Here is a 14,101-nt window from a genome sequence, read left to right as displayed (position 1 = left end):
TACTATAAGGGGATTATTACAAACAGAGGTCATCTTATTTTTGTTGGCTAGCTTTTTTTAAGGCTTACATGCAAAAAGAACAATTTTGAAATAGTTAGTTTTTCTTTTTAAAACCAATCTTTTTTCTTGAACCACATCACTAATCCGATCACGATGAGTAGCATGATCACCCAACAGTAATAGTAACCATATTTTAACTGAAGCTCAGGGATGTGAACAAAATTCATTCCATATACACCGACGATGAATGTCAGTGGCATGAACACAATCGAGACTGATGTTAACATTTTCATCGTTTTATTCATTTTGTGTGAGTTTGTTGAAATATAACTTTCTCTGATGTCATTTGCCATTTCCCTGTTATCTTCAATGTCATCTAATAATTTTACTAAGTGTTCGTAGACGATTCGTAATTTCTTTGTCGTTTCTTTGTCAATTTCAACGTGGGTTGAATTTAATATACGATAAATTAAATCTTTCGTTGGTTTAACTGTTTTTCTTACTTTTGATAACTTGCTTAATTGTGTTTTAATTCCATCGATCATGCTTAGATCGGAATTTGATCCTAATTCATCAATCTCTTCGATGTCATCTTCAATTTTTTGGACGATTGGAAAGAATTTATCAACAATTTCATCACAAATGTGATACAGGATTCGTTCTGGTTTTATTCCTTTTGTACTTTTTAATCCTTTTAGTTTGTTCCACACAATTTGTATCGCATTTGACTTCTCAAAGCAAAATGAAACGATGTACTTGTGAGACAAAAAGAGATCGATTTCAGCTTGTTCCATATTCTCCTGCAATGATTGTAGAATGATAAAACGATAGCCATCGTAATAATCCATTTTCGGTCTTTCTATATAACTTACACAATGTTTAATTGCTATTTCATCGAATTGGAATTGAGTTCGCAATAAGTCAATTTCTTTTTTTTCTGGTTTTTCAAAATCAACCCAAACCCAATCAATTAGTTCGGAATTTAATTCTTCAATTGATACATCAAACGCATGGGTTCCGTCCTTGTAAACAGCCATCGTTTTAATCATTTCGGCACACCCTTTTTTTCGTTAATTTTCTCCAAAATCAGTTTAACACAATATTCTCCATTAGTTTTGAAAAAATTATGAGAAAGTATTAACGATTTAACAAAAGATTGTATAGTTTAAAATTGTAAAATTAGAAAAGAAATAGAACAATTAGAATTGAAGAATGAAGAGAAATAATATCCGCACTTTTTCCTTATTAGCGGATACTTGTTGATATTTTACTATCAAAATGATCATTAACTGTGTCATTTAGAAGTTTCTGTTACCATTGGAGTAAGGAATTTAAATTATTAATTTAAGAAAACTTTGACTTTTTAGCAGTCGATGGATATAATAAATAACAATTAAAGCACACAAATGAATTCAATGACGAGAAAAGTAATTTTCGTTACTGTTCTACAGAGAGCCGGGGAAGCTGAAATCCGGTGAATAGTACTTAAATGAAGATCCTCTCCGAGAAGTCAAACTGAAAACATAAGTAGGTTTGAACGGGTGTCTACCGTTAAAAGGAACGCGTATGATTGTACGTGACTGAGTGCTATTGAAGAACGGACTGTTTTCAATAGAATTAGGGTGGTATCGCGGTTAAACCCGTCCCTTATTATAGGGGCGGGTTTTTTGTGTGCTTTAAAAAAATAAGAGAGGCGATATCATATGAAAAAAGAAAACATGAAAGAATCTGTTCAAAATCGTGAAAAAAGGATTAGTGAAATTTGGTCCAAAGAAAATACCTTTATTAAATCAGTTGAACAAAGAGAACATAATCAATCATTTGTATTTTATGAAGGTCCCCCAACTGCAAATGGACTACCACACGTTGGTCACGCATTAGGTCGTACTATAAAAGATGTGGTAGCTAGATATAAAACTATGGCTGGTTTCCAAGTTGTTCGTAAAGCTGGATGGGATACTCATGGTTTACCAGTTGAACTCGGCGTTGAAAAGATGCTAGGCATTTCAGGTAAGGCAGAAATTGAACGTTATGGTGTAAAAGCTTTTCTTGAGAAATGTAAAGAAAGTGTTTTTACTTACGAGAAACAATGGCGAGATTTTACTGAGCAGTTAGGTTATTGGGTGGATATGGATGATCCATATGTAACATTGGATAATTCTTATATCGAAAGTGTATGGAATATCCTAGGGACAATTCATGAAAAAGGTTTACTTGTTAAAGGTCATCGTGTTTCGCCTTATTGCCCTAGCTGTCAAACATCACTAAGTTCACATGAAGTAGCGCAAGGATATAAAGACGTAAAGGATTTATCTGCAACCGTTAAGTTTAAATTGCAAGATGAAGAAAATGTTTATTTCCTTGGATGGACGACAACTCCATGGACACTACCTGCTAATGTAGCGTTAGCTGTAAATCCAACTATGGAATATGTTCGTGCTAAAAAAGGTGAGGAAGTATATATCCTTGCTAAAGCATTATTAGATAAGGTACTAAAAGGTGATTACGTCATTTTATCTGAATTTCTCGGAGCAGATCTAATCGGTATTAGTTATTTAGCACCATTTAATTTCGTAAAAGTTGAAGTTGGACATAAAGTTGTGAAAGCAGATTTTGTAACTGAAGGTAGTGGTACTGGAATTGTTCATATCGCACCTGCATATGGTGAAGATGACTATAAGGTTGTACAAGAAAATGGGTTATCTTTTGTAAATGTAGTGAATGAAAAGGGCCAATATACTGATGAAGTACCTAATTTTCAAGGTCGTTTTGTTAAAAACTGTGATGTAGATATAGTGAGGTATTTAGCCGAAAACGAATTATTATTTAGTAAGGAAAAATATGAGCACAGCTATCCGCATTGTTGGCGTTGTGATTCACCTTTACTCTATTATGCGAATGAAAGTTGGTTTATTAAAACGACCGCATTAAAGGAACAGTTTATTAAAAATAATGAAGAAGTAACATGGCATCCAGATCATATAAAATACGGTCGATTCGGTAATTTTTTAGAACAAATGGTGGATTGGAATATTAGCCGAAAAAGATATTGGGGCACCCCATTAAATGTTTGGGAATGTGATTCATGTAATCATCAATTAGCACCAAAAAGTATTAAAGAATTATGTAACCATTCGATTGAAGAAATTGACAACTCAATTGAACTGCACAAACCTTTTGTTGATGAAGTTACTCTTAACTGTCCTAATTGTAAAGGGAATATGAAAAGAACACCTGAAGTAATTGATGTCTGGTTTGATAGCGGTTCGATGCCATTTGCCCAGTATCATTATCCTTTTGAAAATAAAGAGAAATTTACAAAACAATTCCCAGCTGATGTTGTCATTGAAGGGATTGATCAAACGAGAGGTTGGTTCTATAGTTTACTTGCAGTATCTACTTTATTCACCGGGAAAGTTCCGTATAAACGAGTATTATCTCTAGGCCATGTATTAGATGAAAATGGACAAAAAATGTCTAAAAGTAAAGGTAATGCACTAGATCCAGTAGAATTAATTCAAAAATATGGTGCTGATTCATTACGATGGGCTTTATTAGTAGACAGTGCGCCTTGGAACCCGAAGCGTTTTTCTGAAAGAGTCGTTCAAGAGGCGAAATCGAAACTAATTGATACATTCGACAATGTGTATAGTTTTTACAGTTTATATGCAAATTTAGATGGATTTAATGCAAAAAAACAATATGAGTATCAATCAAGTACATTGGATAAATGGATCATTTCACGTTTGCATAGCACAATCAAAAATGTAACAAAAAATTTAGAGGATTATCAATTTACAAATGCTGCAAGAGACATCGCTAAATTAGTAGATGAAGCAAGCAATTGGTATGTAAGAAGATCAAGAGAACGATTCTGGTCAAATGGGATGAATAAAGAGAAGGCAGCGGCTTACTATACACTGTTTGAAGTATTAACAAAAGTAAGTCAATTATTAGCACCATTTACCCCATTCCTAGCGGAAGATGTTTATTTTAATTTAACAGAACAAAGCGTCCATTTATCTGATTTTCCAGTTTGTGATGAAACATTAATCGACGTTCAGCTTGAAAAGGAAATGGATGCAGTTCTAAAAGTTGTGGAACTTGGAAGAAGCATCCGAAATGCAAATTCATTAAAGATTAAACAGCCACTAGCTAGTTTAACTTTAGTTAGTAACAATGGAGAGATCAATTGGGATTTATATAAAGATATTGTTTTAGATGAATTAAACGTAAAAAAATTCCAACAAGTAAATAACGAAAATGAGTTTTCAATCTTAAAAATGAAATTGGATTTTAAAAAATCAGGAGTGAAATTTGGAAAGCTTTCAAATTTAGTCAATAAATCACTTCAAACATTAACAAATGAAGATGCAAAAAGAGTGATAGAGAGCGGGTACGTTAATGTATTAATTGAAGAAACAGGAGAAACTGTTAAAGTCGACACACAAGATATTCTAGTTGAAAAAAGCGCAAGAGAAGGTTTTGCATCAGCCACGAATAGCGAATATACAGTGACACTCGACACATTACTAACAGAAGATCTTATCCAAGAAGGTAAAGTAAGAGAATTAATAAGGTCTATTCAAGAATACCGAAAAGAATTAGATCTACCAATTAATATGCGAGTAGACATTGGAATAACAGCTAATCCAGAGTTTATTGAAATCATTGAAAAGTTTAAAGCTATGCTTGAGGAAAACTTATTAATGAGAAAACTAGTTGTGAAGAATCATGTGAATGGAAAAGAAATTAAAGTTGGGGATTATCAGTCGGAAATTGAATTAGTTGCTACTAATTAATTGAATAGTTAAGGTGAAATGACAGACTAAGTACAATATTTTAGTCTGTCATTTTTTTAGGCAATAATACAAAAAAAATTGACAATTGATTATTAGAGTTTTATTGGAATTTCAATAGATGGATATGTAGAAGCAAAAAGAAACTTATTATTATAGCAATCATTAAATGCTTTAATTTTTAATAGGTTGTAATATTTACATCCTACTTTTACTTACTTGTAATAAATTTTAGAATGATGCTTAATTCATATTTTACAAGGGGGGGTTAATATTGAAAGAAAATCACCAAATTATTTTTTGGCAATATGCAATGAAAAATGAAGTTCAAAAAGACTAAAATATTATTTTGTAGTAGATGCATTATTGTTAGCTGACTCACTTGTTGCAACAACATTCTCATTGGAATTTGTGATACGTATGACAATTATTAATAAAACGAACATGTTTCTTATTATTCGATCGTTAGTTATAGTTCTTAATAGGATTGCAAAAGCGAAAGTCTCAGCTAGATTACCACTAAGTAATAAATTTGAAATTTCTCTGAGAAGAATAATAATATAATTTTCATTTGAATCCATATAAATGCCCCCTTACTTTATAAAGTAAACTATTCAAAAGACATTAAAAAGTGAGTGGATGAAGAACATTATATTCGCAATTTCAGCTTTTAAATGGGGGAGCAGTTGTTAACTAACATAAATTTAAATAGTGGGATTATAAACTTAGTGGGAAACATTACCTAGAACTTGTTTTTAAGTAAAACAGAGGCAGTGATCGAATACCTAATAGTGTAAGAATGACAATATGCTTAGTTACGATATGAATGAAAATAGGTTGAAAATGCCAACTTTTGCTTAATCGTAAAAAAGAGAAAGAAATCAACAAAATAGTATGCTGATTACAGTTGAATGGATTATGTGCATTATTAATAAGGATAATTGGCTAAAGTATGATTTTAAAGATTAGAGTAGCTTAAAGTTAGATCTTCATTGAAGTAATTAGCAGGATTGTTGCAGAAGGAAGTAATAATAAGGTAAACAAATTATTTAGAATTGTGATTATCAGTCAGAAATTGAATTAGTTGCTTCTAATAATTGATTAGCTTTAGTGAAATGACAGACTAATAACAAAATTTTAGTCTGTCATTTTTCTTCCTAAATGACGTAGGCAGGGGCTTTTTTAAAATTTAATAGTTTAAAGATTTATTAAAAAAACTGTTGAATTAATTAATATGTGTAGATTGAATTAAGGAGGATTAGATGATTTCTAAAAAAAGTATTTATATATATTTAATATACGCATTTTCTTTTGCAATATCGTATTTTTTAGTTAGAGTATTCTTATTTCATGGCGAAATTAACTCAGCATTTGCTGGTTCTATTGGCGGTGGATTTATTGGATTTTTAATATCTATTATTTATGCTAAACCTATTGAAAAAAGATAATTTTAAAAGTGGTTATTCAACTAATCCATGCTTGGGTTGATCTATTAATAAAGGATGATCACCATTCGATCATCCTATAAAGGTACGTTAAGTTAATCCAATTATAAGATAAATGGCCGTTCCCCAAATAAACAAGGCGGAGAATTTGTTGAATATTTTCATTAAACCTCCTGTACTGTCTACCTTTTTCATGACTGAGCCCGCGACCGTTAATCCGAAAAACCAAATCCAAGATACTGCAATACATGCGATCGTAAAGAAAATTTGTTCCTTTCCGACATATTTTAATGCACTTGTTCCAATTACACCTACTGTATCTAAGATTGCGTGTGGGTTTAATAAGGAAACTGATAAAGCAAAAATGATTTGCTGTCGGCTAGGTAATGCACTGTTCGATTCATTTGCTGCAGGTTTAGATTTCCAAATAACATACCCCATGTATACTAAAAACAAAACGCCAGCAATCATCAGGCTAATTCTTAGCCATTCAAATTGTAGAACGATAGTGGAAAGTCCAAAAACAGCTAAAAGAATTAAAAAAGTATCACATACAGCAGCAGTAAAAGTCGCAGGAAGCGCTCGAATTAGTTTTGGCTGTGTGGCACCTTGTGAAAATACAAATACATTCTGTACCCCTAAAGGTAAAATAAGTCCGAATGCTAAGACTAGACCATGAATAATAGCTTCCATCAAATCAACTCCCTTTCAATTACAATCGTACTATGATAAAACTAAAAGAAAACAACCAATTGGATGGTTTTAAATCCACCCAATTTAGGAGGAGTTAGATGAAATGGAAACCAAATCGTGATTCTCATTTGACTGTTCAAGAGCAAATTGAAGATTGGATAAAATCTCGTATTGAACGAGGTGATTGGTCTGTTGGTACAAAGATTCCAACACAGCGTCAACTAGCAACGCAATTTAATGTGAACCGCAGTACCGTACAACTTGCACTTGATGAATTAAGGGCAGATGGTCTGATCGAATCAAAAATGGGATCAGGGGTATTTGTGGCTAACAATTCTTGGAACGTACTTTTGAGCAAAAATCAACCAAATTGGCAGAGACATATTGAATCAAGTATTCATAAACCAAACTACCATACGATTCAACTCATAAATGAATATGAGCAAATGGATCATATCATACGTCTTGGAACAGGTGAATTATCACCTGAATTACTACCTACAAAACAACTAGAAGATTCGTTAAGAAAGATTTCACTTGATTCCAAAGCAATTGGCTATTCATCTCCGCAAGGAAGTGAAAAGCTCCGAGGAATTTTATGTAATTATTTAAAAAAACGTGGTATTGAATCAGCACCAGAGAACATCTTAATTGTTTCAGGTGCACTTCAAGCACTTCAATTAATTGCAGTTGGATTATTGGAAGAGGGATCCATTTTATTTCAAGAACAATTTTCGTATTTAAATTCAGTACATCCCTTTCAATCTAATGGTATGCGAATGATTTCAGTTCCAAGGGAACATCAATTAAAAGATAATTTACGAGCACATAAAGGGAAGAGGCAATCTTTATTCTACTGTGTTCCAACACTAAACAATCCTACGGGCTATAATTGGTCGTTGGAAGAAAAGCAAAATTTATTTAATACATGCAAAGAGCTACAAATTCCGATTATTGAAGATGATGTGTATCACGAATTGCTTTTTGAATCATCAACACCTGCTATAAAATCGTTTGATACTTCAGGACAAGTTCTTTATATAGGGAGTGTATCCAAAACACTAAGTCCAGGATTAAGAATTGGTTGGGTTGTTGCACCTTCACCTGTAATTGAACGATTAGCTGATATTAAAATGCAAACAGATTATGGTTCTAGTGCCTTTTCGCAAGAAATCGTATCACACTGGATCTCAAGCGGTCTATACGAAAAGCATCTTGTTAACCTTCGTGAACAATTGCAGAGAAAAGCGAAATACGTAGAAGAAATTTTAGAAAAGGATTATAAAAAAATAGCTACATGGAAAAAGTCTGAAGGTGGTTTCTACATATGGCTCAGGTTTCATAATCCAATTGTAAATAAGACTTTATTTTTAAAATTACTTAAAGAAAATATATTGATCAATCCAGGTTATATTTACGAACCAAGAGATTTACATCATATTCGTCTTTCTTATGCCTACGCGTCATTGGAAGATTTAAAAAAAGGATTAGATATTTTACTGCAAATAAGCCAATTGTGATTTCATTTAGAACTTTATTGTTTTGGTCCCTTTTAATGAAGGATAAAACCAATGGAAAGTATTTTTGATAATAAGAAAACAATTTTGAACAGTAACAAAGAGCACCGAGATCTCGATGCTCTTTGTTATGTTATATATTGTATTAATTTCATTACTACAACTTTGTAATTTTAAATTTTATTTCTATTAGGAAAAGTACACAATTTGCTAGAAACTTCACTGAATATTTGCCTGAACCTTTAAGCTTTCAAACCCTCGAAATGCAACATTTTTACGGCGAGTTGGCTCCTCAATTAGAACTGGATTAACTAAATGTCTAATCAGTTTTTCAATTGCAATTTGTCCTTCTAATCTAGCAAGTGGGGCACCTAAGCAGAAATGCGGGCCGGATGAAAAGGATAAATGTTTAATGTTTTTTCGAGTGATATCAAATGTTTCAGGATTAATTGTGACTGTTGGGTCGTAATTTGCTCCACCTAATGAAACCATAAAGTAATCGCCTTTTTTAATCGAATTTCCAGCGAACTCAAAGTCTTCTCTAGCCCATCTAGATGTAAAAATAACAGGTGATTCGTATCTTAATATTTCTTCAATAGCTGAAGGAATTAACTTTAAATCATTTTTTAATAGCTCAAATTGCTCAGGATGTTTTAATAATAAATAATATCCATTCGTGATTAAATTAACAGTAGTTTCATGACCAGCTATTAATAAAAGAAGACAACTTGCGATCATTTCATCTTCACTTAATCTATCTCCAGATTCCTCTGCTAAAATTAAATTACTGATTAAATCCTCTTTAGGTTCTATTCTTCTTAAAGATATAAGGTTTCTGAAATAATTAGAAGCATCAAGAATATCCTTTGATACTAATTCTAAATCCTCCATAGTCGTATTAAAATCAATAAATTTAATAAATGCATCAGACCAATTACGAAATAAATCTCGATCTTCTTTAGGAACACCTAATAGGTCAGTTATGACAAAGACAGGTAATAAATATGAAAAATCGCGTATTAGTTCGTGGGTAAATTTTCCCTTCATATTTGCTATTAAATAATCAGCAATTTCATTTACCGAAGTTCGTAAATTTTCAACCATTCTTGGAGAAAATGCTTTGTTCACGAGATTTCTCAATCTTGTATGATCAGGAGCATCTCGAAATAACATCATTTTGCGATTTATTGCAATTGCAGGCATAACACTTTCAGGTATTTGTTCTGGTGGTGTGACTTTGGTTGCTTCTTTTATAAAACGGGGATCTTTTAGCATGATTTCTGCTTCTCTATAGCCTGTTACTAGCCATCCAGTTCTCTGAAATAACTCCGTATAAAGCATAGGACTTATTTTTCTAGCGTTACTAAAATACGAATATGGGTCTTTGTAAAAATGCTGTGGATTCACTCTTAATTGATTGTTCATGTAACGGTTCTCCCTTATAAATGAAATGAGTCTATTTATTTCTATTTCTGTGAAAATGGATTATTCCCAAATTTTGGATAACATAAAAAAAGGATACTTTTGTACAGAATGATTTTCATGAGGAATTAGGTATAAATGAATAAGAAATAAATCAAATAAAATTTAAGAAAATTAAATCATGATTTATGGTAAAATAAGGTACTTCAAGTAAACAAACTGAGTTTTATGAGATTATTCGACGTATAAGAAAGGGGTAACATGATGGATTTTCCAATTTTAGAAACAGAAAGATTATCTTTAGTGCAAATTACACAAAAAAATGTTGATGAAATTTTTTCCATCTTTTCAAATGAAGAGGTAATTAAATACTATGGAATGGATCCCTTTACTGAAAAAGATCAAGCGGTTAAAATGATAGATTCCTTTCAAACTAGATTTGAAAACCTTCAAGGAATGCGCTTTGGAATAGTTGAAAAAGAATCAAAAAAATTAATCGGGACAATTGGTTTAAATAATTTAGTCTTACACGCTAGAAGAACGGAAATTGGATATGATTTATTACCTAAATATTGGAGAAAAGGATATATGTCAGAAGCAATTAAGGAAATTACATCATATTGCTTTAATAAACTAGGACTATATCGAATTGGAGCTAATATTTTTCCAGATAATACAGCCTCATCTACTTTAGTTGAGAAGTTAGGGTTTCAAAAAGAAGGTTTACTGAGAGGCTATTTAGTTCAAGGGAATGAGTCTCATGATTTAAGCGTATTTTCTCTCATAAAACCTGATTGGCATAAATAAAACGAAAAATATTAAACTGAAATAACCATAATATAGTAAAACTGTCTAATTAAGGAAAAGGAGAAATAGAATGATTAAAGCTGTAATATTTGATTTTGATGGTCTAATTGTCGATACTGAGTCTGTATGGTTCGAAGCATATAAGGAAGTACTACAACGGTATGAAGTGGAGTTAACTCTTCAAAAGTTTTCAGAAGTTGTAGGAACAAGTGATGAAATTTTATTCGATTTTATAAATTCAAATTTAAAAGAACCAATTGAGAAAGAACTGATCGAACAATTGGCTAAAGAGCTAGTTGATGAGAAACTACTCGAGCCCTCACTAAGAGAAAGTTTAGAAGACTATTTAATTTCAGCAAAAAACGCGGGATTACAAATAGCTTTGGCTTCTAGTTCATCAAGAGAATGGGTAGAAAGCTTCTTAAAAAAATTAAATATTTATGAATACTTTTCAGTAATTAAGACGAAGGATGATGTAAAGAAAGTTAAACCAGATCCTGAGCTATATTTAAAAGCAATTCAGGAAATTGGAGTTCAAGCATCAGAGGCTATCGCATTTGAAGATTCGTTGAATGGATTAAACGCTGCAACGAAAGCAGGATTACACTGTGTAATTGTTCCGAATCAAGTTACCTCACATTTAGAGTTTAAGAATCATAGTTTAAGATTATCATCTATGTCAGAAAAATCTTTAGAAGATGTGATTAAGCATATAACAAACAAGTAATATGTAAAAAAGTAAAACCATTCCAAAAAAATTGGAATGGTTCTTTTAATTAAATAGAATTTACCTCTTTTACTTCACTTGCTTCATCTTTCTTTATTAAAATTTCCTTTTTCAGACCCCAACAAATTAAAAATGTTAAAATGGCAAGTACGAAAGATACCCAATATAAATCCTGGAATGCATGAGTAAAGACTGTTTTTACTTTTTCAAGTAAATTAGGATCAAGATTAGATGGAATCATACCATTTTGTACATTTTTTAATTGTAGCAACTGATCCACGCTTAGACTTCCAGCTAGTGATTTCATCCCTGATGTAATTTTAGAGGCTAATAGTGAACCAAATAAACTAAAACCAATCGTCATACCAATGGATTGAAATAACATGACGGCAGATTGTGCAATCCCTACATTTTCCTTTTCAACTGATTCTTGAACAATTAATGCATTGTTAAATAGTGCACCGAATCCAAGTCCAAGAATAATGAAATAAATAACGAATGTAACAATTGAAGTGTGAGCCGTAATACCTGTAAGTAAATAGAAACCGATCATTGGTATAATAAATGAAACACCGTAAATATTTCGATACGAGAATTTATTCATTACTCGACCTGCAACTACACTTGCACCCATCGCACCAACCATAATTGGTACATTTAAATAACCAGATTCAGTAGGTGTTAAACCGAGTACATTTTGCGAGAAGAATGGGAAAGATGAAAGTGACCCCATTATCGCAAGAACAAATACAAATACAAGAGACGAAATGACAACAAAGTTTCTATTTTTAAATAAGTGCAATGGGATAATTGGTTCTTTTGCTTTTGACTCTACAAAAATAAATAATCCAAGTAAAATGGTTCCTAAAATTAGTAAACCAATCATTTTAGCATCACTCCATGCATATCCTTCTGTTTGATGTAGTACAGGAGTAAGCAGATAACTGATTAACGTGGTAACTAGTAAAATTCCACCAAACCAGTCGATATTGATTTTTTTGTCTACTTTCGTTTCGTTTAATCCTATTGCTAATAAAATGGCAGCTAAAACTCCGACTGGAATATTTACTAAGAAGATCCAGTGCCATGAAATATGCTGTACAAAATATCCTCCAATGAGCGGTCCAAGTAGTTGAGGTATAAACATGACAGCTCCGAAAATACCTTGAAGCTTAGCACGCTGTTCAACTGGGAAACTGTCTCCGAAAATGACCATCGCAAGTGGCATTAACCCACCGGCACCAATCCCTTGAATCCCACGACCAATTAAAAGAACTTCCATAGAATGAGCTGTACCACTAATAATTGAGCCAGCCATAAATAATCCCATACTAAATAAATATATTTTTTTTCGACCATATAAATCCGCAAGTTTACCGAGTATTGCCATAAATGAGGTCATCGAAAGCATGTAAACTCCACCAACCCAACCGTAAAGCGCTAAACCTCCTAAATCCCTAATAATTGTTGGCATAGCTGTTGCAACGACTGTCTCATCAAGCTCTGAGAAGATGACTCCAATCATTAGTCCTATTAATATAAGAGTCTTGTTATTTTCTTTCATCCTTTACCTCCCTATGACCTTTCATTATTATTCAATTGATTCATTGAATACATAAAAAAGAAGAACTTGTAAAAGTTTGAAACTAATGGGAATGAAGCTTTTTAGAAAAATTCAAGCATAGTGATTTTATATTTGATTAACGTGTCATCGTTTTAAATCTTTTTGATACTTTATACCTAAATCTAATGATGAAATTCAAATTTCAAGCAAAAAAGTCAATTTTATCATTTTTCTTCTACTTTATTTTATTCTTTACTTCGTATAAAAATCCTTTAGGTAGTAACTCTCATCTTTGTGGTTGTTTGAAATATATTTTGCCACGAGCGGTTATAGAGAAATAAATAGTATTTGAAATGTGTAGAAATTGAAAAACTAGAAAACTTGTTTTTACGCAAGAAAATTCTAAAATTATAAGGAAAATGCAAATTTCCCCCAAATTACAAAAATTGATTGGTTAGATATAATTAAATTTAATACTGTATTTACAAGTAAGTTATAACTAAATGGGGATGAATTTGATGAGCCAAAAAAATATAGAAATGATGGAGAGTAAAAGAAAAATTTTGGAAGATATAAAAAAACTCTATCGAATTAAGCCCATTACTGCGATCATCGTCACAATTTTTACCATATTGATTTTTATGATATTTACGGGAACAGTTATGGCCTTCGGAAAAAATCTTAAATCGGATTATTTTGCTGCAATTAGCAATTTGTTCTTAATATGGAACTTGGGATTTGGTCTATATCAAGGAATTTGGCGATTTTCTAACTCTCGAAAGATAAACAAATTGCTTTTCCTAAAACTCGAGCAGTTTATAAATAAAAGCGGCGATAAAAGTTATGATGAAACCGAAATAGAAGTATATGAAATGGTTAAATTGGCATATGGAGATTACACAGAAAAATATAATAAACTTAATAAAATTTATTGGTTTAGTTTAAAATTGAGTGTTGGGGTGCCTCTGATTGCACTAATAATTGGGCTTGTAATAAATAAAATCTAAGGTGATGAAAAATATTTTTACAAGCACTATGTTTGTGTTGAACAACACGATCGGTTGAAAAATCGCTTATTTCTGAAGTTCTAGGGTAGTTTAGGGGTATAAGGATAAATGGATTGTCTA

Annotated in this window: 11 protein-coding genes and 1 other annotated feature; of the genes, 6 read left to right on the top strand and 5 right to left on the bottom strand. The window is 31.9% G+C overall.

Features of this window, described 5'->3' with window-relative positions:
• Positions 1 to 107: 107 nt before the first annotated feature.
• Complete coding sequence (gene corA, locus CN946_RS22795) at positions 108 to 1,049, bottom strand: magnesium/cobalt transporter CorA (protein WP_098863131.1); 942 nt, start codon at positions 1,047 to 1,049, stop codon at positions 108 to 110.
• A gap of 357 nt (positions 1,050 to 1,406) precedes the next feature.
• Positions 1,407 to 1,651 (top strand) — a binding site (T-box leader).
• Between the two features lie 67 nt (positions 1,652 to 1,718).
• Here corA and ileS point away from each other — a divergent pair.
• Positions 1,719 to 4,802 (top strand): isoleucine--tRNA ligase, encoded by a 3,084-nt coding sequence (gene ileS, locus CN946_RS22790; RefSeq protein ID WP_483295415.1) that lies wholly within the window; start codon positions 1,719 to 1,721, stop codon positions 4,800 to 4,802.
• A gap of 341 nt (positions 4,803 to 5,143) precedes the next feature.
• Here ileS and CN946_RS22785 read toward each other — a convergent pair whose 3' ends face one another.
• A complete protein-coding gene (locus CN946_RS22785; protein ID WP_098863129.1) occupies positions 5,144 to 5,380 on the bottom strand; it encodes a hypothetical protein in 237 nt (78 codons plus the stop codon).
• A 681-nt stretch (positions 5,381 to 6,061) separates the two neighbouring features.
• Between CN946_RS22785 and CN946_RS22780 the strand changes: the two genes are divergently transcribed.
• Complete coding sequence (locus CN946_RS22780) at positions 6,062 to 6,247, top strand: hypothetical protein (protein ID WP_098863128.1); 186 nt, start codon at positions 6,062 to 6,064, stop codon at positions 6,245 to 6,247.
• 87 nt (positions 6,248 to 6,334) lie between these two features.
• Here the strand turns inward: CN946_RS22780 and CN946_RS22775 are convergent, their stop codons facing one another.
• Entirely contained in the window at positions 6,335 to 6,937 is a 603-nt protein-coding gene (locus CN946_RS22775) for a LysE/ArgO family amino acid transporter (RefSeq protein WP_098863127.1), read from the bottom strand.
• Between the two features lie 98 nt (positions 6,938 to 7,035).
• Between CN946_RS22775 and CN946_RS22770 the strand changes: the two genes are divergently transcribed.
• Positions 7,036 to 8,457, top strand: a complete 1,422-nt coding sequence (locus CN946_RS22770; protein ID WP_098863126.1) for an aminotransferase-like domain-containing protein — start codon at positions 7,036 to 7,038, stop codon at positions 8,455 to 8,457.
• Between the two features lie 216 nt (positions 8,458 to 8,673).
• Here CN946_RS22770 and CN946_RS22765 read toward each other — a convergent pair whose 3' ends face one another.
• On the bottom strand, positions 8,674 to 9,879 hold the full coding sequence (locus CN946_RS22765; protein ID WP_098863125.1) for a cytochrome P450: 1,206 nt from the start codon (positions 9,877 to 9,879) through the stop codon (positions 8,674 to 8,676).
• A gap of 261 nt (positions 9,880 to 10,140) precedes the next feature.
• On the opposite strand from CN946_RS22765, the gene CN946_RS22760 reads away from it, so the two are divergent.
• Positions 10,141 to 10,683, top strand: a complete 543-nt coding sequence (locus CN946_RS22760; protein WP_098863124.1) for a GNAT family N-acetyltransferase — start codon at positions 10,141 to 10,143, stop codon at positions 10,681 to 10,683.
• A gap of 70 nt (positions 10,684 to 10,753) precedes the next feature.
• Complete coding sequence (locus tag CN946_RS22755; protein ID WP_098863123.1) at positions 10,754 to 11,410, top strand: HAD family hydrolase; 657 nt, start codon at positions 10,754 to 10,756, stop codon at positions 11,408 to 11,410.
• Positions 11,411 to 11,459: 49 nt separating this feature from the next.
• On the opposite strand, the gene CN946_RS22750 is transcribed toward CN946_RS22755, so the two are convergent.
• A complete protein-coding gene (locus CN946_RS22750) occupies positions 11,460 to 12,974 on the bottom strand; it encodes an MDR family MFS transporter (RefSeq protein WP_098863122.1) in 1,515 nt (504 codons plus the stop codon).
• A gap of 518 nt (positions 12,975 to 13,492) precedes the next feature.
• Here CN946_RS22750 and CN946_RS22745 point away from each other — a divergent pair.
• A complete protein-coding gene (locus tag CN946_RS22745) occupies positions 13,493 to 13,981 on the top strand; it encodes a hypothetical protein (RefSeq protein ID WP_098863121.1) in 489 nt (162 codons plus the stop codon).
• Positions 13,982 to 14,101: the final 120 nt, after the last annotated feature.

The organism is Bacillus sp. AFS053548, from assembly GCF_002575105.1.
Taxonomy (GTDB): Bacteria; Bacillota; Bacilli; order Bacillales; family Bacillaceae_G; genus Gottfriedia.
The sequence above is the reverse complement of the archived record's forward strand: the minus strand, read 5'-3'. Positions and strand labels throughout refer to the sequence as shown.